General features: G+C 69.6%; 20 protein-coding genes. 11 read left to right on the top strand and 9 right to left on the bottom strand.

The window, feature by feature from the left end:
• Nucleotides 1-461: 461 nt before the first annotated feature.
• Entirely contained in the window at nucleotides 462-1,661 is a 1,200-nt protein-coding gene (locus OO71_RS42725) for an ROK family transcriptional regulator (protein WP_033295796.1), read from the bottom strand.
• Between the two features lie 120 nt (nucleotides 1,662-1,781).
• Between OO71_RS42725 and OO71_RS42720 the strand changes: the two genes are divergently transcribed.
• Both OO71_RS42720 and OO71_RS42715 read left to right on the top strand, forming a co-directional pair.
• Nucleotides 1,782-3,005 carry an ROK family transcriptional regulator gene (locus OO71_RS42720; protein ID WP_033295795.1) on the top strand — a complete coding sequence of 408 codons (1,224 nt, stop codon included), beginning with the start codon at nucleotides 1,782-1,784 and terminating at the stop codon, nucleotides 3,003-3,005.
• 555 nt (nucleotides 3,006-3,560) lie between these two features.
• Nucleotides 3,561-4,778 carry a glycoside hydrolase family 16 protein gene (locus OO71_RS42715; RefSeq protein WP_033295794.1) on the top strand — a complete coding sequence of 406 codons (1,218 nt, stop codon included), beginning with the start codon at nucleotides 3,561-3,563 and terminating at the stop codon, nucleotides 4,776-4,778.
• 281 nt (nucleotides 4,779-5,059) lie between these two features.
• Here OO71_RS42715 and OO71_RS42710 read toward each other — a convergent pair whose 3' ends face one another.
• A complete protein-coding gene (locus OO71_RS42710; protein WP_033295793.1) occupies nucleotides 5,060-5,728 on the bottom strand; it encodes a GntR family transcriptional regulator in 669 nt (222 codons plus the stop codon).
• A gap of 146 nt (nucleotides 5,729-5,874) precedes the next feature.
• Here OO71_RS42710 and OO71_RS42705 point away from each other — a divergent pair, with 146 nt between their 5' ends.
• The 5 genes from OO71_RS42705 to OO71_RS42685 are packed head-to-tail and all read left to right on the top strand — an operon-like array spanning nucleotide 5,875 to nucleotide 10,141.
• Nucleotides 5,875-7,140, top strand: coding sequence for an MFS transporter (locus tag OO71_RS42705; protein WP_033295792.1), 1,266 nt, complete (start codon nucleotides 5,875-5,877; stop codon nucleotides 7,138-7,140).
• Complete coding sequence (locus tag OO71_RS42700; protein WP_033295791.1) at nucleotides 7,137-7,931, top strand: putative hydro-lyase; 795 nt, start codon at nucleotides 7,137-7,139, stop codon at nucleotides 7,929-7,931. The genes OO71_RS42705 and OO71_RS42700 overlap by 4 nt, the downstream gene beginning before the upstream one ends.
• Before the next feature lies 1 nt (nucleotide 7,932).
• On the top strand, nucleotides 7,933-8,682 hold the full coding sequence (locus OO71_RS42695) for a LamB/YcsF family protein (protein WP_033295790.1): 750 nt from the start codon (nucleotides 7,933-7,935) through the stop codon (nucleotides 8,680-8,682).
• The gene (locus tag OO71_RS42690) at nucleotides 8,679-9,275 is read left to right on the top strand and encodes a 5-oxoprolinase subunit B family protein (RefSeq protein WP_033295789.1); all 597 of its coding nucleotides are present in this window, start codon (nucleotides 8,679-8,681) and stop codon (nucleotides 9,273-9,275) included. The genes OO71_RS42695 and OO71_RS42690 overlap by 4 nt, the downstream gene beginning before the upstream one ends.
• A complete protein-coding gene (locus OO71_RS42685; RefSeq protein ID WP_033295788.1) occupies nucleotides 9,272-10,141 on the top strand; it encodes a 5-oxoprolinase subunit C family protein in 870 nt (289 codons plus the stop codon). The genes OO71_RS42690 and OO71_RS42685 overlap by 4 nt, the downstream gene beginning before the upstream one ends.
• Here the strand turns inward: OO71_RS42685 and OO71_RS42680 are convergent.
• From OO71_RS42680 to OO71_RS42655, 6 genes are all read right to left on the bottom strand, one after another.
• Nucleotides 10,116-10,739 (bottom strand): alpha-ketoglutarate-dependent dioxygenase AlkB family protein, encoded by a 624-nt coding sequence (locus tag OO71_RS42680; RefSeq protein ID WP_425388748.1) that lies wholly within the window; start codon nucleotides 10,737-10,739, stop codon nucleotides 10,116-10,118. The genes OO71_RS42685 and OO71_RS42680 overlap by 26 nt on opposite strands.
• Before the next feature lie 157 nt (nucleotides 10,740-10,896).
• The gene (locus OO71_RS42675) at nucleotides 10,897-11,946 is read right to left on the bottom strand and encodes a zinc-binding dehydrogenase (RefSeq protein WP_033295786.1); all 1,050 of its coding nucleotides are present in this window, start codon (nucleotides 11,944-11,946) and stop codon (nucleotides 10,897-10,899) included.
• A gap of 1,027 nt (nucleotides 11,947-12,973) precedes the next feature.
• Entirely contained in the window at nucleotides 12,974-13,324 is a 351-nt protein-coding gene (locus tag OO71_RS42670; protein ID WP_033295785.1) for a hypothetical protein, read from the bottom strand.
• A gap of 73 nt (nucleotides 13,325-13,397) precedes the next feature.
• Nucleotides 13,398-14,216, bottom strand: coding sequence for an LLM class flavin-dependent oxidoreductase (locus tag OO71_RS42665; protein ID WP_033295784.1), 819 nt, complete (start codon nucleotides 14,214-14,216; stop codon nucleotides 13,398-13,400).
• Nucleotides 14,217-14,299: 83 nt separating this feature from the next.
• Entirely contained in the window at nucleotides 14,300-14,983 is a 684-nt protein-coding gene (locus OO71_RS42660) for a metal-dependent transcriptional regulator (RefSeq protein WP_033295783.1), read from the bottom strand.
• A 28-nt stretch (nucleotides 14,984-15,011) separates the two neighbouring features.
• Nucleotides 15,012-15,452: a GNAT family N-acetyltransferase gene (locus tag OO71_RS42655; RefSeq protein WP_033295782.1), complete on the bottom strand. Its 441-nt coding sequence runs from the start codon at nucleotides 15,450-15,452 to the stop codon at nucleotides 15,012-15,014.
• A gap of 43 nt (nucleotides 15,453-15,495) precedes the next feature.
• Here OO71_RS42655 and OO71_RS51405 point away from each other — a divergent pair, with 43 nt between their 5' ends.
• Nucleotides 15,496-15,810: a TfoX/Sxy family protein gene (locus OO71_RS51405; RefSeq protein ID WP_033295781.1), complete on the top strand. Its 315-nt coding sequence runs from the start codon at nucleotides 15,496-15,498 to the stop codon at nucleotides 15,808-15,810.
• A gap of 791 nt (nucleotides 15,811-16,601) precedes the next feature.
• Here OO71_RS51405 and OO71_RS42645 read toward each other — a convergent pair.
• On the bottom strand, nucleotides 16,602-18,371 hold the full coding sequence (locus OO71_RS42645) for an amidohydrolase (RefSeq protein WP_245633961.1): 1,770 nt from the start codon (nucleotides 18,369-18,371) through the stop codon (nucleotides 16,602-16,604).
• A 38-nt stretch (nucleotides 18,372-18,409) separates the two neighbouring features.
• On the opposite strand from OO71_RS42645, the gene OO71_RS42640 reads away from it, so the two are divergent.
• Genes OO71_RS42640 through OO71_RS42630 form a run of 3 tightly spaced genes read left to right on the top strand, consistent with a single transcriptional unit; the run spans nucleotide 18,410 to nucleotide 21,314 of the window.
• Nucleotides 18,410-19,147 (top strand): enoyl-CoA hydratase/isomerase family protein, encoded by a 738-nt coding sequence (locus OO71_RS42640; protein ID WP_033295780.1) that lies wholly within the window; start codon nucleotides 18,410-18,412, stop codon nucleotides 19,145-19,147.
• Nucleotides 19,144-20,670 carry an ATP-dependent acyl-CoA ligase gene (locus OO71_RS42635; RefSeq protein ID WP_033295779.1) on the top strand — a complete coding sequence of 509 codons (1,527 nt, stop codon included), beginning with the start codon at nucleotides 19,144-19,146 and terminating at the stop codon, nucleotides 20,668-20,670. The genes OO71_RS42640 and OO71_RS42635 overlap by 4 nt, the downstream gene beginning before the upstream one ends.
• Nucleotides 20,667-21,314 (top strand): TetR/AcrR family transcriptional regulator, encoded by a 648-nt coding sequence (locus OO71_RS42630; RefSeq protein ID WP_033295778.1) that lies wholly within the window; start codon nucleotides 20,667-20,669, stop codon nucleotides 21,312-21,314. The genes OO71_RS42635 and OO71_RS42630 overlap by 4 nt, the downstream gene beginning before the upstream one ends.
• The last annotated feature ends 13 nt before the right edge of the window (nucleotides 21,315-21,327 follow it).

Genomic DNA, 21,327 nt, shown 5'->3' with positions numbered 1-21,327 from the left:
AGAATGCTTCGGTGCGGGATTGGTTGTGGGGCAAGGGTTTCTCACTGCTTCGGATGGGTATGGACCATGGTTGCGAAGGTGGTCTTGACCAATGTTGGAGGCGTGGGGGTAGCCGAGATTCCCTCGGCTACCGACCCTGCTCCCGGTCCCGGTCCCGGTTCTGTCCTGCTCCGGTACCGCTCGGCCAGCTTCCTCGCAGGCACTCACCCAGGTGCCGCTCCGGCCCCGCCTCGCAGGCACCCACTCCGGGCGCCACCTTGCAGGAACCCCACCCCGGCGCTACTCCGCCCCGGCCTTGCCAACACCCCAGCCCGGGCGCACTCCGCTCGCCAACACCCCACCCCAGGTGCCACTCCGCCAGCACCTCGCCGACACCCACCCCGGCGCCACTCCCCCTGCCGCCTCCCCCAACACCCACCCGAAGCGCCACTCGACCCGCCCGCACCTGTCGCAGATCCGGCTCAACCCCGAACTTCCGCGGTGCGCCCGCCGGAGGCCAGCAATTCCGCGATCGGCAGCGTCGCCGCGCCGAGGGCCACTGCTTCCGCGCCCAACCGGCCCAGCTCGATTTCCGTCGACTCCGCCAGATAGCCCAGCGCGTGCCGAGCGGCGGAGCTGCGGACGCGCTCCAGGATCGCCGGGCCCATGGCCGCACTCCCCGAACCGGCGAGGACCACCCGGTCCGGCGCCAGCAGGTTGATCAGGTTCGCGATGCCGATCCCGAGGTACTCCCCGATGTCCGCAAGTGTGTCGGCCGCCGGACCGGGCGTCGCGGCGCGAGCGACGACCTCGGCGAGCCGGGCCTCACTCTGAAGATCCGGAATCGGTTGCGCCCCAGGCATTTCCAGGTAACGGCGCACCACCGCATCGGTACCGACGTACGCCTCCAGACACCCCCGCGAACTACAGCGGCACTCCGCACCACCGGCGCGGACGACCGTGTGTCCCCACTCGCTCGTAGTAATCCCGGGAACCGAACCGCCGCCGGTCACGAAAGCCGCCCCAACACCGACCCCGAGCAGCGCGATCACCGCCCGCTCCGCGCCGCGGCCAGCACCGCGCCACATCTCCGCCTGGCCGAGCGTGCGGGCGCGGTTGTCCACGGACAGCGGGGCGTCGATCGGCAGGTGGGTACGCAAGAGGTCGGCGAAAGGGACATCGGACCAGCCGAGCGTCGGCGCGTGGACGACCCCGCTGTCCCGTACCGCACCGGGCACGCCGACGCCGATGCCGAGCACGTTCCCGCCTTCGGCCAGCACCTGCTCGACGCCGATCGTGGCCAGCCGGGCGACCTCGTCCGGGTCGAGGTCCGTGCCGCGGAGCGGATGGTCGACGGTCGCGAGCGTCTCGAGCTCGTAGTCGAAAAGCCCGACGCACACGTGGGTTTCCCCGACGTCGACCCCGATCACCCGGCCGAACCCGGGATTGACCCGCAGCATGGTGCGCGGCCGCCCGCCGTCGGACTCGACGGAACCGGCCTCGGCCACCAGCCCTTCGCCGAGAAGTTCGGCAATCACGTTGGTGACCGTGGCGGGACTCAGCCCGGATTCGGCCACGAGTTCGAGGCGGCTCGCGGGACCGCGCAAGTAGAGCGACGACAGGAGCGCCGCCCGGTTGTGCCGCCGCAAGTCGCGGGTCGTCTGCCGGCGCACCCTCGTCACCGGGGCGATTGTGCCAGACGATCACCCGTCCAAGCCTTAGTTCACTAGTTGATACATGGCCGCAACTTAGGGTCATCGGGCATCCTGAGAGTGGAGAACCCGAGGCCAGATGGGTGGCACATGGCGAGCAAACGCACCACCGTCCGCGATCTGCGGCGGCACAACCGGTCCCTGCTGCTGTCGAAACTGTACTTCGACGGCCCGCTTTCCCGGCACGAACTCAGCCGGACCACGGGGTTGTCGCCCGCCACGGTCAGCAACGTCACCGCGGAGCTGGGCGAGGAACAGCTCATCACCGAGGCCGGGCTGGTCGAATCGGACGGCGGACGGCCACGGGTGCTGCTGCGCGTGGATCCCGGGTACGGCCGGGTGGCGGGGGTCGACATCGGCGAGACGGGGGTGCGGGTCGAACTGTTCGATTTCGCCATGCAGCAACTGGCCGTCGCGGAACGCGAGCTGTCGCCGATGCACACCGAGCCGCACGTGGTCGTCGAGGCGGTGGTGTCCGGGCTGCGCGAGGTGACCGAGGGCGCGGAACCGGTACTCGGCGTGGGAATCGGGGTACCCGGGACGGTCGAGCAGGGCACGGAAACGCTGGTACACGCGCCGACGATCGGCTGGGACGCGGTACCCCTCCCGGCTTTGCTGCGCGCAGCGGGCGTCGACCTGCCGCTGCACATCGAAAACGGCGCGAAAACCCAGGGCCAGGCGGAAATGTGGTTCGGCGCCGGCCGAGGAGCGCAGCATGCAGTGATCGTGCTGATCGGCTCGGGCGTGGGCGCAGCAGTGATCGCGGACGGCGTCACGTACCAGGGTGCCACCAGCAGCGCCGGAGAATGGGGCCACACCACGATCGTGTACGACGGTGCGTCCTGCCGGTGCGGTTCGCGCGGTTGCCTGGAGGCATACATCGGCGCGGAGGCGATACTGGCGCGCTACCGCCGTGCGCGCGGCAAGCCCGTACCCGGCGATTCGGAAGAGGAACAGTTCGCCGCATTGCTGGCAGCCACCTCGAAGACAGCACAACGCATCCTTGACGACACTGCCGGTTTTCTGGGCGCCGGAATCGGCAACTTGATCAACCTGTTCAACCCGGAACGCATCGTGATAGGCGGCTGGGCAGGCCTGGCACTGGGAGAACGGCTGCTGCCGCAGATCCGCGCCGCAGCCGCCGCACACGCACTACGCCACCCGTTCACCCGGACGACGATCGACCTGAGCCGCCTCGGCGTGGACGCAGTGGCCACCGGAGCAGCGACGCTTCCGGTGGCGGCGCTGCTGGAGCAGGGCGCGGACCCCCGGCTGCCCGCGCGGGGGATCCGCCCTGGGGTGGGCGCAGCCTGAACCGGTTCGGAGGGGTGGCCGGGGTGGGGGTTGGTCGAGCGGCTCCGCGGACTGGCCGGGTGGGGCCCGGTTTGGCGGCTCAGCGCGGTTGGCCGGATGGGGCCCGGTTGAATGGCTCAGCGGGTTGGCCGGGCAGGCCGGTTGAACAGCCCGGCGGACTGGCCAGGCGGGGGCCGGTTGAACAGCCCGGCGGACTGGCCAGGCGGAGCCGGTCGAACGGCTCGGACGTGGGCCGGGCGGAGTGATACCCAAGCCCGTTCAGGCACCAGCCCGAAGGCAGAGCCGGTCCCACCACAAGCCGCCAGCCAAGCCACGCCACCACTCGCCACGCCACCACACGACACGACACGAGTGAACCCGAGGCAACAGTCGGTGACTCCCCACCCTTAATTCACCTCCGAAAAATTCTCCTCCCCACCCATTGCCGCAGAGGTTTAGACCAGGCATACTTCTCATGCTTTGTTGCCCGGCACAACAAAGTTCCCCGACGTCCCCGATGTGCCCGGCGGCAGTGCACCTCCCCTCCCCGGAATCCGGAATACCGAGGTGACAACGATGTCTTTCTCGCGTTCACTGAGACGTCTGCCCGTACTGCTCGCTGCCGCGGCGTTGATTGCCGTCGGAGTCCAAGCGACGGTCAACACGCCCGTGGCAGCTGCCGCGGACAGTTTCACCGACAACTTCGACGGGCCTGCCGGCGCGGCGGCCGACGGGTCGAAATGGAACTACGAAACCGGCGACAACAACGGAAACAACCACGAACGCCAGTGGTACACCGCCGGTGCCGCCAATGCCGCGCTCGACGGCCAGGGGCATCTCGTGATCACCGCCAAACGCGAGAATTCCGGCCACACCTGCTGGTACGGCACCTGTCAGTACACGTCCGCGCGGCTCAACACCGCCGGGAAGTTCAGTCAGGCGTACGGCCACGTCGAGACCCGGATGAAGCTCCCGCGCGGCCAGGGCATGTGGCCCGCCTTCTGGATGCTCGGCGGCGGGAACTGGCCCAACGACGGCGAAATCGACGTGATGGAGAACATCGGCCGCGAGCCGAACACCGTGCACGGCACCATCCACGGCCCTGGCTACTCCGGCGCCGGTGGCATCGGCGCTGCCTACAGTGGACCAAACTTCTCCGACGACTTCCACACCTACGCCGTCGACTGGTCGCCCAACCGGATCGTCTGGTCCGTGGACGGCAATGCCTACCAGACCCGCGCTCCCGCTGACCTCGGCGGCAACCGCTGGGTCTTCGACCATCCGTTCTTCGTGATCCTCAACCTGGCCGTCGGCGGTGACTGGCCCGGCGATCCCGACGGGAACACGCAGTTCCCGCAGCAGCTCGTGGTCGACTACGTGCACGTGACCACCGGAAGCGGCGGCGGCAACAGCGGCCGGATCACCGGCATCGGCGGCAAATGCGTCGACGTTCCCTGGGCCGATGCCACCAACTTCAACCAGCTCCAGATCACCGACTGCAACGGCAATCCCGCACAGAACTGGACCATCGCGAGTGACGGCAGCATCCGCGCGCTCGGCAAGTGCATGGACGTCAAATTCTCCGGTACCGCCGACGGTACGCCGGTCCAGATCTACGACTGCAACAACAGCAATGCGCAGCAATGGGTCGTCACCGGGGCGCACGACATCGTGAACCCGCACGCGAACAAATGCCTCGACGCCACCGGGGTCAGTTCGGCGAACGGAACGAAACTGCAGCTGTGGACGTGCACCGGGAACGTCAACCAGAAATGGAACGTGAACGTTCCCTAGGAAAGACGGCGGGCCGTGACCTCCCCCCGGTGACCACGGCCCGCCGCTGTACCACCATCCCCGGCACCGCGTGGGCCGGACGGGACGAAGGCTACCGTCCGGCCACGGGCCGCCTACCGCGCGTCGGCTGGGGGTCCCGGCGCCCGGGGCGACTCTCACGCGGCCCGACGCCGACGGTATCCAGACCTCACCCGCCGCGGGGGTTTCCGGCCGCCACTAGGGGCCGAACGGCCATCCTCGCTGCCTTCACGGGCAAATCGGGCAGCAGGCACCGAACCCGCTCAGGTCCGCTCTGCATAGGCCTCGACGAGCTGCGCTTCCGCGTCGTCGAGGTAGGTGGCGAGCAATTCCGCGGTACGAATTCCGTCTCCGGTCGCGAGCACGTCCAGGATTTCGTGATTACGCGGCAGATATCGCTCATGAAAGCGACGTGGATCTGCCATCACGTGGAACACCAGACGAAGTTCCGCGGTAAGCGCCTGCATTGTTTCGACCATCCGCGCACTGCCGGTGAGCGCCACGATTTCCGCGTGGAAACGGATGTTCGCGGTACCCAGCTCCTGCCAGCGTGACTGCTTCGCCGCGCGATCGCCGTCCTCGACCGTGCTCGCGATTTTCGCGAACTCCGCCGGCTTCCCGGTGACCTCGCGCACCGCCGCGCATTCGACGAGCTTGCGTACCCGGTAGATGTCGCGCACGTCCTCGACGCTCGGCACGCGCACGAACACCCCGCGGTTCAGCTCGTGGACGAGCAGCCGTTCGTGGGTCAACAGCCGGAAAGCCTCACGCAGCGTATTGCGCGAGACGCCGAGCGCGGTGCCGATGTCCTGCTCCGACAGCCGCACGCCGGGCCGGAAAAACCCCTCCGCAATGCGGGTACGCAGCACTCCGGCGACCCGCTCCGCCGTACTCGTGCGGCTGAGCAGGCCGCGATCGGCTTCCAGCCCCATGGGCGCTTCCTCGGTGACCACGTCGCCCAGCGTAGCCAGCGGTCAGAGAACAATAAAATGAGAGACTTGTGGGATCGTTCAACGATCCGTACGGTAACCACCATGTGACTCGTGCCACCATGAACCCGTCCCCTGCGAGGTGCCCCATGAACGTCAACGTCACCGACGGCACCACGAACGCGGCTCGCCCGTTCGCCTGGTACCGCTCGCTCGGCCACAAGGGCCGGCGCGCCTTCCTCGGCGCGTTCGGCGGCTACGGCCTCGATTCGTTCGACTACCAGACCCTGCCCTTCGGACTGGCCGCGATCACCGCGTACTTCGGCATCAGCTCCGGCGAAGCGGGCCTGCTCAGCACCACCACTCTGGTCGTTTCGGCAGTCGGCGGCATCGGCGCGGGGATTCTCGCCGACCGCATCGGCCGCGTACGCACGCTTCAGCTCACCATCGCGATGTACACCGTCTTCACCGTGCTCTGCGGGTTCGCGCCGAACTTCGAAACACTGCTGGTCTTCCGCGGTCTGCAGGGCCTCGGGTTCGGCGGCGAGTGGGCGGTCGGCGCGGCGCTGGTCGCCGAGTACTGCTCGTCGAAGTACCGCGGCCGCACGGTCGCCTTCGTGCAGAGCGCGTGGGCGGTGGGCTGGGGCCTGCTGGTGATCGTTTACACGGTGCTCTTCAGCGTGCTCGACGAGGCCGTCGCGTGGCGCGTGCTGTTCTGGGTCGGCGTGATTCCCGCGCTGCTGGTGCTGTGGTTACGCCGCAGTGTCGAGGACGCGCCGGAAGCTGCCGCACGCCGCGTATCGGCCAAGGTCAAGGGTTCGCTCGCGGGGATCTTCCGGCGGGATCTCTTGCGTACCACCATGTTCGCCGCGTTGCTCGCGACCGGCGTCCAGGGCGGGTACTACACGCTGTTCACCTGGATGCCGAAGTACCTGCAGTCCAGCCGCGGCCTGTCCGTGGTCAACACCGGCGGGTACTTCGCGCTGTTGATCCCGGGCGCATTCATCGGGTACGTCTGCGGTGGTTACCTCACTGACCTGCTCGGCCGGAAGAAGACGTTCCTGCTGTTCTCAGTCGTCTCGGCGCTGCTGATCGTGCTGTTCGTGCAGCTGCCGTACGGCGCGAACGGCCTGATGCTGCTGATCAGCTTCCCGCTCGGGTTCTCCACGTCGGCGATCTTCAGCGGCTTCGGCGCGTACCTCGCCGAGCTGTACCCCACCGAGCTGCGCGCCACCGGTCAGGGCTTCACGTACAACTTCGGCCGCGCCGTCGGCGCCGCTTTCCCTGCGGTAGTAGGCTTTCTCGGCGCGGGTGGCGCGATCGTGCTCGGCGCGGTCGGGTACGCGATCGCGGCGCTGGCGCTGCTCGGGCTGCCGGAGACCCGTGGCCGGGAACTGCTGGAGGTGACGTCGTGACCACCTTCCACGACCCGTCCACGCTAACCCCGGCCGAGGCCCGTGCGCTCTTCCGGGCCGGTACCGAACGCCCCACCACGGGCTGGGCCCAGGGTCACGTACAGACCAATCTCCTTGCCGTACCAGCGGATTGGGCGGACGACGTCCGCGAATTCTGCCGACGCAACCCGCAGCCGTGCCCGGTGCTCGACGTCAGCGCGCCCGGCGATCCGACCACGCGCCTCGCTCCCGGCGCCGACCTGCGCACTGACCTGCCGCGCTACCGCGTGTGGCACAACGGCGCGCTGACCGGCGAAGTCACCGACGCCACCGGGCTGTGGCGCAGCGACATGGTCGCGTTCTCGATCGGCTGCAGCTTCACCTTCGAAACCGCGCTGCGCGCCGCCGGAATCCCGTTGCGGCACGTGGATCAAGGGCGCAACGTTGCGATGTATGTGACCAACCGCCAGTGCGAACCGGCCGGACGGCTGCGCGGGCCGCTGGTGGTGTCGATGCGGCAGATTCCGTCGGATCGCGTAGCCGACGCGGTACGCATCACCGGCGCGATGCCCGCCGTACACGGTGCTCCGGTGCACGTCGGTGACCCGGCTGAGCTGGGCATTGCCGACCTCGCGCGGCCGGATTTCGGCGATCCGGTCGAGACTTCGCCGGGTGACGTACCGGTGTTCTGGGCCTGTGGCGTCACCCCGCAGGCGGCGCTGATGGCGTCGCGGCCACCGTTCGCCATCACGCACGCCCCGGGGTACATGTTCTTGACCGACCAGCACGATCGCGATTACCGGGTGGACTGACATGGACCTCAACAGCGACCTCGGAGAAGGCTTCGGCGCCTGGCAGATGGGCGACGACGAAGCCATGCTCGACATCGTGACCAGCGCAAACGTCGCGTGCGGCTTCCACGCAGGCGACGCCGGGGTGATGCGGCGGGTGTGCGAGCGCGCGGCGGAGCGCGGCGTCACTATCGGCGCGCATGTCGGCTACCGCGACCTGGCGGGCTTCGGCCGTCGCGCGCTCGACATCGCGCCTGAAGACCTTGCCGACGAAGTTCTGTACCAAATCGGTGCTCTCGACGGCTTCGCGCGAGCTGCGCACAGCAGCGTGCGTTACGTGAAGGCGCACGGCGCGCTGTACAACACGGCAGCTGTCGACCCGGAGCAGGCCGCGGCGCTTGTCGAGGGCGTACGGCGCTATCACACGGATCTGGCGCTGCTGTGTCCTCCAGACTCCGAAATGCTGCGCGCAGCTCAGGCGGCGGGCGTGCCTGCGTACGCAGAGGCGTTCGCCGATCGCGCGTACACGCCTGAAGGGCTGCTCGTGTCGCGCAAGCTTCCAGGCGCGGTACTGCACGACGCAGACGAGGTCGCAGCGCGGGCGCTCACCATGGCGACCACTGGCGAGGTCGTCGATGCGGAGGGCGGTAAGCTCAACCTGCGCGCGGATTCCCTTTGTGTGCACGGGGATACGCCGGGGGCGGTCGAGCTGGCGCGACGGATCCGCGAGTCACTCACCGACGCGGGGGTACCGCTGGGATCGTTCGTGTGACCAAGGTATTGCGTTACGGCCGGTCCGCGTTGCTGGTGGAGGTCGACGACGTCCTCGGGTTCCAGGCGGCCTGCGACGCCGCCCAGCCTGAGGGAGTGGTCGAGCTCGTTCCCGCCGCACGCACACTGCTGGTCCGCTTCGACCCGGCGCGTACCGAGGCCGCTTCCCTGATCCGGTCGCTCGCCGGTCTGTCCACAGTGGACGTCTCGGCACGGGAAACCGCGACGGTCGCCCTCCCGGTCCGCTACGACGGCCCTGACCTGGCCGATGTCGCTACGGCGAGCGGGTTGTCCGTCGAGGAGGTCGTGCGACGGCATTCGTCGGCTGAGTACACCGCGGCGTTCTGCGGATTCGCCCCCGGTTTCGCGTACCTGACCGGGCTCGATCCGGCGCTGCACCTGCCGCGCCGGAGCACGCCGCGGACCCGCGTACCGGCTGGTGCGGTGGCGATCGCGGGCGAGTACAGCGCGGTGTACCCGCACCCGTCGCCCGGCGGCTGGCACCTGCTCGGCCACTGCGACGCGCAGGTCTGGGACGTCACCCGCGCGCAGCCGAACCTGCTGGTCCCGGGCACGAGGGTGCGATTCTCGTGACCGGCAAGGTGGAGATCCTCGCGACTGGACCGTTCGCGACCGTGCAGGATCTGGGTCGACCCGGTCATGCCGCAATCGGCGTCGGACGCTCCGGTGCGGCCGACCGCCGGTCGCTGAAACTCGCGAACCGGTTGGTCGGCAACCCCGAAACGCATGCGGCGCTCGAGGTGACGCTCGGCGGGATGCGGCTGCGGGTTTCCGAGCACACGACGGTCGCGGTGACCGGTGCTGAGGTGCCGGTCCGGGCGGCTGGGCGCGCTGCTTCGGTTGGCACGCCGATCATCCTGCGCCCCGGCGACGAGCTCGAACTCGGCACGGCGGAAATCGGCCTGCGCAGTTACGTCGCCGTGCGCGGCGGGCTGGACGTGCCGCCGGTGCTCGGCGCGCGCGCCACCGACACGCTGGGCAAACTCGGTCCGCCGGTGCTCGCGGCGGGGATGACGGTGCCGATCGGGTCCGTGATGCTCGCCCTGCCCGGCGTTGACCTCGCGCCGATGCCCCGGCTCGCGCAGGAACCTGTACTCCGGCTGGAACCCGGTCCGCGGCTGGACTGGTTCACCGCGTCCGCACTGTCCACTTTGGTCGGTTCGGCCTATACCGTGACCGCTGACCTCGACCGGGTCGGCGTGCGGCTCGACGGTCCGGCGCTCACCCGCGCGCGTCTTGGTGAGCTGGCCCCGGAGGCGGCTGTCCCCGGTGCGCTGCAGGTCCCGCCGTCGGGCGTGCCGATCCTGTTCCTGGCCGACCATCCGGTGACCGGCGGCTACCCCGTCGCGGCCGTGGTGGACGAGGACGATCTCGATCTTGCCGCCCAGCTTCGCCCTGGTCAGCGCGTACGGTTCACCACCCGGACACCCGCAGGGTGAGGTTGAGCCGACCGGTGAGCCCGAGATCCGGGTCAGCTGTCCCAGGGAGCGTTTTCGGCACGCCGTGGAACGCCAGCCGCGCCGGACCGCCGAACACGAACAGGTCACCGGACCGCAGCTCGACGTCGGTGTACGGACGGTTGCGGTGCTCGGTGTTGCCGAAGCGGAACACGCAGGTGTCACCGAGGCTGAGCGACACCACCGGCTCCGTCGAACGCTCGTCTTTGTCCTGGTGCAGGCCCATTTTTGCGGCTGCGTCGTAGTAGTTGACGAGGGCGACGTCCGGCCGGTAATCCTCCGCGGGCCGGTCGTAGGCGTCGGCGAGCGCACGTCGGCCGAGGTCGCCGAGCCAGTCGGGGAACGGCTCCACCGGCGAACCGTCCTCGCGGACGCGCGAATACCGGTACGGCAGCCACTGCCAGCCGAGACAAACGGTGCGTACGGACATCACGCCGCCGCCCGGCAGCTTGGTCGACCGGTACCCACGCCAGCCGCGGCAGGCCGCAACAAGGTCGCGTTGTTCTTCGGGGCTGAGCCAGTCCGGGACATGCACCGCGCCCGGGACGATTTCCCTACGCGGCCGCGGAAGCAGCTCCATCACGCGGCTCCCGGGCGAGTGGCCGCAGGAGCCACCCGGACGGGCGCTCCTGCGGCGGGTTCCCCTCGCCACTTGCCGCCACGTCCGGGACAATTCCACACCGAAGGGTCACTTGCCAGGCCCTGTTCAGCTACAACTCGGACACGGTCACCCTCGGTCACCCGAACTCCACCACCGTCACCCCGGCGCGCACCGGCACCGGGTCGCTCATTACAGCGAGTGCTCCCGGCACGTCGTCCAGCCCGATCCGCGTGCCGATCAACCCGGTGAGATCGATGCCGGACTGCTCGACGATGCCGAGCAACTCGGGGTACTCGTGCGCCTGCAGACCGTGTGTACCCACGATCTCCAGCTCACCGCCGATCACGCGGTGCATCGGAATCGGCGGTACGCCTTGACCTGGCGGCATCAGCCCAGCCTGCACGTGCCGTCCCCGCTTACGCAGGCTGCCGACGGACGCCGCACAGGTAGCCGGAGAGCCGAGACAGTCGAGCGACACGTGCGTACCCCCTTCAGTGCGCTCCCTGACGTACGCGGCGAGCGCTTCGGGCCCGTCGAACGCTGCGGCGTCCACGCTGAGCACCGCGCCGGACCGTTCCGCGAGCGCACGCGCCTGCGGCGAGACGTCCACAGCGACCACCTTCGCACCCGCAGCGGCCGCCAGGAGGACGACAGAGATCCCTACGCCACCACAGCCGTACACAGAAACCCACTGTCCAGCGCGTACGCCGCCCTGCCGGAACACTGCCCGAAACGCCGTCCCGAAGCGACAGCCAAGCGCCGCGGCTTCCGCCGACGACATCTCGTCCGGCAGCGCGACGAGGTTCGCCTGCGCATGCTCGATCGCGACCAGCTCGGCGAACGACCCCCAATGCGTGGCGCCGGGCTGGAACTCGTTGTCGCAGATCTGCTGGTCCCCCTTGGCACATTGGGCACAGCAGCCACACGCGCACACGAAGGGAACGGTGACCCGCGTACCGATCGGGTGGTTCTCGACCCCGGACGCGACGATCCGCCCGGCCAGCTCATGCCCGGCAACGTGCGGTAACCGGACGGCTTCGTCGTGCCCCTGCCAGGTATGCCAATCACTGCGGCAGACGCCAGTAGCCTCGACCGCGATGACGACGCCCCCGTCCGGCACCACCGGATCAGGCACCTCACGCACCTCCGGCAGGACACCGAACTCCTCGATCACTACTGCCCGCATGCGGGGGATGGTATGAGGTCGGGGTGGCCGGGGGTGGTGCGGCCGGGTCCTGCGCATTTGGGGTATTCGTGCTGTGCCAGGGGATGTTGGTTGCGTACCGCGCATCGGACGCCCGGGTTCGCTGCGCTATGTGCAACCAATACGGGCTGCGGCGGCTATCTTGTCTGGTAGGGCAAATATGCCAACTCCGGCGAGGTCGGCAGACGGCGAAACTTCGACAACCCCCGGCGGTACGACGGCTTCCCCGCCGCGACACTGGCCCCCGGCGACGCCACCGCACCCCGGCAGCGAAGCCAACCCGGCGGAGCGACCCTGACGCCCGGCCGTGACGCCACGCCCGAAGTCGAGGGGAACCCCTATCTCACCGCCGAAACACGGCAACAACGGCGGAAGACGAAGGCCCGTGAGGGCCGCGAGACCGCGAAGGGCACCAAGGCGCGCGACCCGCGAAGGCCGCGAAGGCCCGCGAGGGCCGTGAACAACCGCGAAGCCGCGAACGGCCGCGAGGCCGCGGGAGGCCACAAGGCCGTGAGGGCCACGAAGGACACGAGGGCCCGCGAGGGCCCACAAGCCCAGCGATGGCCGCGAGGCCGCAAGTGGCACCACAGCCCACCGAGCGCGGCGAAGGCTGCAAGGCGCACCAAGACCCACGAGCCCGCGAACGGCCACGAGAGGCCACTAAGGCCGCAAGGGGCACCAAGGCCAGTGAGGGGCACGAAGGACACGAAGGCCCGCGAGGGCCGCGAAGACCCGCGAGGGCCACCAAAGCCCACAAGCCCAGCGAAGGCCGCGAGGCCGCAAGAGGCACCACAGCCCACAAGCCCAGCGAAGGTCGCAAGGCCGCAAGGCGCACCAAGACCCACGAACCCGCGACGGCCCGCGAAGAGCACCAAGGCCCACGAGGACCACGAACAACCACGAAAGCCCCGGCGGAACGCGGCGGACGGCGGCGGAACCCGGCGGACGGCGGTGCACCGGCCGTCGGGAACCGGCGGCGCACCACGCCGTCCGCCGCGGCCGGGCGCGCTCAGGTGAGCGGCTGGCCCGGCTGGTGGTACTGGCCGCGCGGGCGCGGCGGGCCGAGCAGGCGGCGCAGCGACCCGTCCGGCACCCCGAGGATGTCCTCCAGATTCTTGAGCGCCCGCAACGATTCTGGTCGTTCCGGACGGCACCGTCCGGACTGCCAATGGCTCAACGTCGCAAGACTCACGGTGGTTCCCCTGCCCCGTAAGCGATATCGGATCCGCTCGAGGCCGAGGCCGCGGGCCCGGATCGCCGCGCGCAGAGCTTCGGCGAACGGGCCGGTCTCGAGCAGCCGCCCGAGGTCGCGCCCCGCTGTGTCCCCCCGGTCGATTGTCGGTGTTCGCTGACCGGTCATCGCACACGCTCCGAACCACGTCGCTTTGGAAACCTCGGAGCGTAGGCCGGTTATCGCATGATCGGAAGAGCCGTCACCCTTGTGCGGGCAGGGCGCGGGCGATCGCGGCGAGAGGTTCGGCGTAGCCGGAATTGACCGTGACGCAGGAAATCCCCCACCGCTGCTGCCAGCGGAGAAGGGTTTCCCCGGCGGCGTCGGGGTTTTCGGGCAGCACGGTGACCGCTTTCTCCTCGACCAGCTGCGGTACGTCGATGCCGGTGTAGCGCGCCAGCTGCGGCGATGGCCGGTCGCCGATCGCGGTCAGGTTCACCGCCAGCTCGATGTCGCGGTCGCCTGCCACCTCGCGGAAAGTGTCCACAATGGAGTCAGCTTGGTCCTCTGTGGTGCGTGGTCCCCAGGAGAACGTGACGACGTCGGCGGTCCGCGCGGCGAGCGTCAGCATCTTCCGTCCGGCGCCGGCCAACATCAGCCGAGGGCGGTCGGGACGCTCGGAAAGTACCTCGATCGTGTCGGCCAGCCGGGCGATTCGTTCTGCAGGCGAAGCGAATTCGCGACCCAGCGTCGCCGCGTGCCCCTCGCCGCCGGGGCGGCCGACGCCCAGTCCCAGCAGGAACCGGCCACCGGTCACGCGGTGCAGGGAATCGGACTGCCAGGCGAGCTGCCGGGCGTCGCGATACGGGTCGGCCAGCACGAACGTGCCGACGGTGAGCTTGCTGGTGACGGCCGCGGCGGCCGAGATGAGCGTCAGCGGGTCGAGGCCGCCGACCGGGTCGGTCGCGAGCATCGAGTCGAGGCCGAGCTCCTCGATCCGGCGGGCCTGTGCGGTCCAGGATTCCAGGTCGGGCGCGAAACCGGCGACGATGCCGAAGCGGAAAGGCTTGGTGGTGGTCATGCGAACCATGGTCGGCGCGCGGCCGCCGCCGCACATCCGCCCGGCGGCGACACCCGCGCGTACGCCCGTGAGCGCAGCGTCCCTCAGCGGAGCGTGACCGACAACGCCTGCGCGATCTCCTTGCCGATGGCGTGCGTGGCGGCGTCCGGCGGCTGCCCGACCTTCACCACCATCGGCCCGCCGAACGGCTGCCGCTCCACGACCTCGATGCGCTCGCCGAGCCCGATCGCGTGCTCGGTGAGGTAACGCAGCAGTTCCGGATCGGTGTCCCACACGCGCACGATCTCGCCGACCGCGCCGGGAGGCAGGTCGTCCAGGATGCGCATGGGCAGCTCCTCGACGCTGCCATCGGGCGCCGGGATCGGGTCGCCGTGCGGATCGCGCACCGGGTTGCCGAGTTTGGCCGCGATGCGGTCGACGAGCCGGTCGGAGACCGCGTGCTCAAGCGCGTCCGCCTCGGCGTGCACCTCGTCCCAGGTGTAGCCGAGCTCGGAGACCAGGTACGTCTCGATGAGGCGGTGGCGGCGCAGCACCGACCGCGCGAGCAGCCTGCCGTCGGCGGTCAGCTCGATGCCGCGGTACGGGACGTGCGCGACCAGGCCGAGCTGCGCGAGCTTCGTGACCATCCCCGACGCCGACGACGGGCTCACCTCCAGCCGCCCCGCCAGCGACGCGTTGGTGACCGACTCACCCCGTTCGACCAGCCCGTAGATCACCCGCACGTAGTCCTCGACCGACGACGACCTCCGGACGGAACCATCTTCCATACTGCATACGATACGGGCCGCGGCCCGGTCAGGACCGCCAGCGGTAGCGGACCCAGCCGGGCACCGGCTCCGCGCCGAGCTGGGCGTAGAACGCCTCGGCCTTGGCATTGCCCGCCTGCATCTCCCACTCGACGCGCCCGGCCGTCCGCGCGCGCAACGCGTCGAGCAGCTCGCGGCCGAGCCCGTGCCGGCGATGCTCGGGACGGACGTAGAGGTCGTCGAGCCAGATGCCGGGACGCCCCTCCCAGGTCGAGAAGTTCCAGCTGCAGAACGCAAACCCGGCGACAGTTCCCGGCCGCCCCGGCGGCGTGCAGATCAGCACCCACGCCTTCGGTTCGGGGCCGAACAGATGCCCGCTGATCTCGGCGCGGTCGAGCTTGAGGTCGTGCTTCTCCTCGTAGACCGCGTGTTCCTCGATCAGGGCACAAATTTCCTCGACGTCCTCGAAGACGGCGTCGCGAACGGGCATCGGGGGCCCCTTTCTTGTCGGTGGTGGTGGCTACGGTTGCGGGATGACGGAAGAGCAGTTCGAGGACCTGGTCGACGAGCTGCAGCACTGCCCAGGCGTAACGCCACCCCGGCCCGGGCAGGGCTTCGGCTCGCACGCACTGAAGGTGCACGGCCGAATGTTCGCGGTGTATGTCCGCGGGCGGCTGGTGGTGAAACTGCCGAAGCCACGCGTGGACGAACTGGTCGCGCAAGGCCACGGCGTGCGCTTCGACGCGAACAAGGGCACCCCGATGAAGGAGTGGTTCTCGATGGACCCGGAGGCAGAACTGGAGTGGACGACGGTGGTACGGGAGGCGATGAAGTTCGTGGGTGGGTGAGTGCGGTGAGCTCGGCGGGTGGGCCGGGCGGTGACTGAGAAGGGCGAGTCGACAAGGAGGCGAATTTGGCAGGTAAGCGACAACTGAATAGGCCGGTGAACCGGTGGGCAATGCGGGCGAAGCTGCACTGCTGACTGCTTGATGGGCCGGGGATGGCTCCACGACGGACGGCGCGGATGGCCGAAGGCCCGGATGACGCGGGTGGCCGGAGCCGGATGACGCGAGCGGCCGAAGGCTGGATGACGCGAGCGGGACGGCTCGCCGCACCCCGGCGGCACAACCCGCCGCGCACCGCACGATGCGACTCGCCCCACCCGCTGGCACAACCTGCCGCACGCCACGACTCGCCACACGCCCGATGGCACAACCTGCCGCGCGATGCGACTCGCCGCTCCCCTGGCACGGCACACCGCACGCCCGACGGCATGGCTCGCCGCAGGCCAGACGACGCGACTTGCGGCAGTCCGGATGGCGCGTGTGTAGCGGCTCGCCGCACACCGGACAGCGCGACAGGCCGCTGGCCACTGGCCGCTGGCCACTGGCCAGACGACGCGACCCACCGCACGCCACACGGCACAACCCGCCCGCCCGCTGGCACGGCTCGCCGCAGGCCAGACGACGCGACTTGCGGCAGTCCGGACAGCGCGAGCAGGGCGGCTGGCTGCACCTCGGACGGCGAGACTCGTCGCGGCCAGACGGCACCGCTCGCCGCACGCCGGACGGGCTCCAAAGCCGCGCGGTGGGAGGCATGGCAAACCGCAGGGCTGGGTCCGTCGTGGGCTGCACCGGGGTCACCCCGCCTCGTAGCGCAGTTCGCCGCCTACTGCGGTCGCCAGCACGCGTGCGCCGCCCAGCGGGGTGTCGCTCGTCTGGGCCTCGTCCGCCGAAACCCCAGCCGCCGAAGAACCAGAAGCCGAAGAACCAGAAGCCGAAACCCCAGCCGCCCAAACCCCAGCAGCCGGAGAGCCAGCAGCCGAAGCACTGGCCACCGAAGGACCACCCGCCGGGCCAGCGCCGACCACCGCACCGCCCAGCGCGAAATCCACAGTGGACAAAGGATCCGCGGACAGCACGACGAAATCCGCGAGCTTCCCCAACTCCAACGTGCCCACGTAGGTCTCCGCGAAGGTCGCGTACGCCGAGCCATACGTGTACGCGCGCAAGGCCTCCGCTGGGGTCAACGCCTCCGACAGCGCGAACGGCTCACCCGACGACGTGCGGCGCCGAACCATGTCGGACAGGCCCAGCAGGGGCGCGCCGTTCACGACAGGGCGGTCGGAGCTCGCCGGGAGGACGCAGCCGGCGTCGAGGAGGCTTCGCAGGCGGTAGCACCACGGCACGCGTTCCTCGCCGAGCGCGGCGCGCATTCCGTCGCCCAGTTCGTTCACGAATCGGCCCTGCGGCGAAGCGATCAGTCCCAGCGAAGCGAGCCGCGACAGCTCAGCGGGCGGGAGTACGCCGCAGTGTTCGATGCGGTGGCGGTGGTCTGCGCGTGGAGTGGCCACCAGCGCAGCCTCGTACGCGTCGAGCACCACCGTGATCGCTCGGTCGCCGATGGCGTGCGTCGCGATCTGCCAGCCTGCGTCGTGGGCCTGGCGGATCGTGTGGGCGAGCTCGTCTTCGGGGACCTGGAAGTACCCGCGGTTGTCCGGCTCGCCCGCGAACGGCTCGTGCATCGCACAGGTGCGCCCGACCAGCGAACCGTCGGCGAAAAGCTTCAGCGGTCCGACGCGCAGCCATTCGTCGCCGAGGCCGGTGCGCAACCCCAGGTCGAGGCCGAACCCGGCACGATCCGGCAGGTCGTGCAGCACGCTCGCGGCCACCATCACCGTGCTCCGCACCCGCAGCACGCCACGTTCGCGCGCGACCTGGTACGCGGCCAGCTCGGCCGGTGTCTCGCCCACCAGCCCGCCGCCGATCCCGGCCTCCTGCACGCTGGTGATGCCCTCGGACAGGTACTGCGCGCTCGCCCGGTCGAGCCCGCGGACCACCGACTCGAGCGGCGTCGGGTACGTCAGCGGGCGTAGCAGCAGCTGCGCCTGCTCACGCAGCAAGCCAGTGGGCGAGCCCCCAAAGTCAAGCACCACATCGCCGCCGACCGGCACGTTCGCCACGTCCAGCCGGTCGAGCACAACGGAGTTGACCAGCGTCATATGCCCCGACGTGTGCTTCAGCCGCACCAGCATGCCGGGCGCCGCGCGGTCGAGCCCATGTCGATCCGGATGCTGCCCACCGGCCAGCTTGTTCTGGTCGTACCCACTGCCGACGACCCAGCTCCCAGCAGGTAACCCGGCCGCGCGCCGCGCCACCGCGTCGTACACCTCCTCGACGCTCCGGCACTCGCCGAGCGGCACGTCGTCGAGCCCCATTCCGAACCAGGCCATGTGGTTGTGCGCATCGTGGAACCCGGGCACGACGTACCCGCCGCCGAGGTCGACGCGCGTCCGGGCGGACAGTTCGCGCGCGTCGTCGCCCAGCGCCACGATCCGGCCGTGCAACACCGCGAGCGCGGTATCCCCGGTGCTCAGCCTGGCGTTTTCGTACACCACGTCGACCTGCATACCTTGACTCTATCGATCGATCGACCGAACATCTAGCCATGAGCACCGTGGACCTGACCGTCGAAGGCGGCATCGCGCACATCCGGCTGAACCGGCCCGAGCGGCTCAACGCCGTCGCACCTGTGCTGGTGGACGACTTCCTGGCCGCGCTGGAGCAGGTCGCGCACACCGACGCCCGCGTCGTGCTGCTCGCCGGCAACGGACGCGCGTTCTGCGCCGGGCACGACCTCAAGGAACCCACGCCCGAAGGGGACTCTCGCGTCCGACTGGAACGGCTCCAGGACGTCACGCGACGGCTGCGTGCGCTACCCCAGCCGGTGATCGCCGCGGTGCACGGGTACGCGATCGGCGCGGGCGCGGAGTTCGCACTTGGCTGTGACCTGGTGCTGGCCGCCGAGGACGCCGTGTTCGCCTTCCCCGAGGTGTCGCTGGGCCTGAGCGTGACCGGGGCGGCGTCACGGCTGCTTCCACTGCTCGTCGGACCGGCCAAGGCGAAAGAACTCCTGCTGCTCGGCGACCGGTTCGACGGCCGCCGAGCACACGACCTCGGCCTGGTCAACGCAGCCGTACCCGCCGACGAGCTGATGCCGCTGGCACTCGGCTGGGCGGAGAAAATCGCGCACCACCCACCGGAAGCGGCCACGATGGCGAAACGCGCGCTGGACGCCGGGATCGACCTCGGTTCAGCCCTGGAGCTGGAGGTCAGCCACGCATTGATCACCGAGCACTCGGCCGCCGTCCGCGAGTCCACCGAGGCGTTCCGGAGCCGAGTGTGACGCAACCCGACACACTCGTCGCGCTGGTCACGCGCGCCGCGCAGATATGGCCGGAGCGCACCGCGTGGGTGTTCGACGCGACCGGAGCCCGGTTCACTTTCGCCGACATCGATGACCACAGCGGCAGGCTGGCGCACGCGCTGCACGAGCAAGGAATCCGTACAGGTGACCGCGTCGCGGTGATGCTGCGCAACGAACCGGCGTTCCCGCTCCTGTGGCTCGCGCTCGCGAAACTGGGCGCGGTGCTGGTCCCGGTGAACATCAATTACCGCGAGTTCGACGGCGCGCACGTCCTACGACATTCCGGCGCCCGGCTCACCGTCGGCGCGGACGAATTCACCGCACTGCTGGAGAAAATCGCGCCGGAAACCGACGTGGAACGGGTCCTCACACCCGCCGAACTGCAGTCGGAAATCCGTTACGAGCCGGAATCCGTGGTCGCCGAACAGCCCGTGAACATCCAGTACACCTCCGGCACCACGGGCGCGCCGAAGGGCTGCGTCCTGCCGCACCGGTACTGGACCACGCTCGCGATCGGGCTGGCCACCGACTTTCCCGCCGTCGGCGAAGACGACGTGCTGCTCACCGCGCAGCCGTTCCACTACATCGATCCACAGTGGAATGTCGCGCTCGGCCTGGCGAGCGGGGCAACGCTCGTGGTGCTGGACCGCTTCCACCCGTCCACGTTCTGGGCGAAAGTCCGGGAACACCAGGTCACCTGGTTCTACTGCCTCGGCCTGATGCCCACGCTCCTGCTGCGCCAGCCGCCGCATCCGGACGACCGCAACCATCGCGTACGGGCGATCAGCGCGTCGGCCATCCCGCCCGACCTGCATGCGCAGCTGGAAGAACGCTGGGGCGTGCCGTGGTACGAGGCCTTCGGGATGACGGAAACCGGCGGCGACATCCGGGTCTCGCCGGCGGATCACGACGCCACAGTCGGCACCGGATGCATCGGCCGGCCGAGCCGCGACCGCGAGGTGATGATCGCCGGCGAGGACGGGAAACCGTTGCCCCGCGGGGAAACCGGTGAGCTGCTGATCCGCGGGATCGGCCTCATGCACGGCTACCACGACGACCCCGAGGCCACCGCACGCGCGTTCGCCGGCGGCTGGTTCCACACCGGCGACCTCGCGCGGATGGACCCGGCGGGCCGCGTGTACTACCTCGGCCGCACCAAGGACATGATCCGGCGCAGCGGCGAGAACATCTCCGCCGACGAGGTGGAACGCGCACTCCTGCAACACCCCTCGGTGCGGCTCGCCGCGGTCCTCGCGGTGCCGGACGAACTGCGCGGCGAAGAGGTGAAGGCATACGTGGTTATCGAAGGAGAACGACCGGCACCCGAAACATTGGCGGATTTCTGCGCGCGACAACTGGCTTACTTCAAGGTACCCAGGTTCTGGGCGTTCCAAGACGATCTGCCCCGCACACCATCCGAACGGGTTGCCAAAGGCGAGCTGCGAAAGGTCGCCGACCTCCGCGCCGGAGCATGGGACCGAAGCACCGGGGAGTGGTTGTGAGCAGCGCCGACCGCGTACGCGCAGCGGCAGTGAAACTGTTCGCCACCAAGGGTTTCCACGGCACCGGCATCCGGGACCTCGCGCAGGAGGCCGAGCTTTCGTCCGCAACGCTGTACCACTACATGGGCACCAAAGAAGACCTGCTCGTCGACATCATGACCACCGCGCTGCGCCGCCTCCTCGACGCAGCCGCGAAGGCCACCGCGGGCAGCGACGACCCGGTGGTGCGGCTGCGCACGCTGGTCGCGCTGCACGTCCTCGCGCACGCCGCGCAGCCCGGCGAAACCCGCGTGGTGGACAACGAAGTCGACGCGCTGTCCGCTCCGGCGCGTGCCCGGGTCGTCGCGCTGCGGGACGAATACGAGCGCTGCTGGGCCAGGGCCATCGAGGACGGCACCGCGTCCGGCGTGTTCCACACCGCACAGCCGGCCGTCACGCGGCTCGCGTTGCTGGAGATGTGCAACGGCGTGGCCAGGTGGTATTCGCCACGGGGGCCGCTGCGGCTCGAAGACCTGGCCACGCACTACGCGGAGCTGGCGCTGCGGGCGCTCGGGCACCCGGTGGCGGTGCGGGCCGCGGATCTCCGGCAGTGTCTCGAAGTGGTCGCCCAGGTGTGGGACCTGCCTGTTCAGCCGGGCATTTAGCGCCGTACGCCTT

Origin of the sequence: Amycolatopsis jejuensis (assembly GCF_000717335.1) — a bacterium.
GTDB lineage: Bacteria > Actinomycetota > Actinomycetes > Mycobacteriales > Pseudonocardiaceae > Amycolatopsis > Amycolatopsis jejuensis.
This window is presented reverse-complemented; position numbering and strand designations above follow the sequence as displayed.

Coding starts and splice junctions, on each gene's coding strand:
- OO71_RS42720 (WP_033295795.1), top strand. CDS start 1,782: ATGGCGAGCAAACGCACCACCGTCCGCGATCTGCGGCGGCACAACCGG.
- OO71_RS42715 (WP_033295794.1), top strand. CDS start 3,561: ATGTCTTTCTCGCGTTCACTGAGACGTCTGCCCGTACTGCTCGCTGCC.
- OO71_RS42710 (WP_033295793.1), bottom strand. CDS start 5,728: ATGGGGCTGGAAGCCGATCGCGGCCTGCTCAGCCGCACGAGTACGGCG.
- OO71_RS42705 (WP_033295792.1), top strand. CDS start 5,875: ATGAACGTCAACGTCACCGACGGCACCACGAACGCGGCTCGCCCGTTC.
- OO71_RS42695 (WP_033295790.1), top strand. CDS start 7,933: ATGGACCTCAACAGCGACCTCGGAGAAGGCTTCGGCGCCTGGCAGATG.
- OO71_RS42680 (WP_425388748.1), bottom strand. CDS start 10,739: ATGGAGCTGCTTCCGCGGCCGCGTAGGGAAATCGTCCCGGGCGCGGTG.
- OO71_RS42675 (WP_033295786.1), bottom strand. CDS start 11,946: ATGCGGGCAGTAGTGATCGAGGAGTTCGGTGTCCTGCCGGAGGTGCGT.
- OO71_RS42670 (WP_033295785.1), bottom strand. CDS start 13,324: ATGACCGGTCAGCGAACACCGACAATCGACCGGGGGGACACAGCGGGG.
- OO71_RS42665 (WP_033295784.1), bottom strand. CDS start 14,216: ATGACCACCACCAAGCCTTTCCGCTTCGGCATCGTCGCCGGTTTCGCG.
- OO71_RS42660 (WP_033295783.1), bottom strand. CDS start 14,983: ATGGAAGATGGTTCCGTCCGGAGGTCGTCGTCGGTCGAGGACTACGTG.
- OO71_RS42655 (WP_033295782.1), bottom strand. CDS start 15,452: ATGCCCGTTCGCGACGCCGTCTTCGAGGACGTCGAGGAAATTTGTGCC.
- OO71_RS51405 (WP_033295781.1), top strand. CDS start 15,496: ATGACGGAAGAGCAGTTCGAGGACCTGGTCGACGAGCTGCAGCACTGC.
- OO71_RS42645 (WP_245633961.1), bottom strand. CDS start 18,371: ATGCAGGTCGACGTGGTGTACGAAAACGCCAGGCTGAGCACCGGGGAT.
- OO71_RS42640 (WP_033295780.1), top strand. CDS start 18,410: ATGAGCACCGTGGACCTGACCGTCGAAGGCGGCATCGCGCACATCCGG.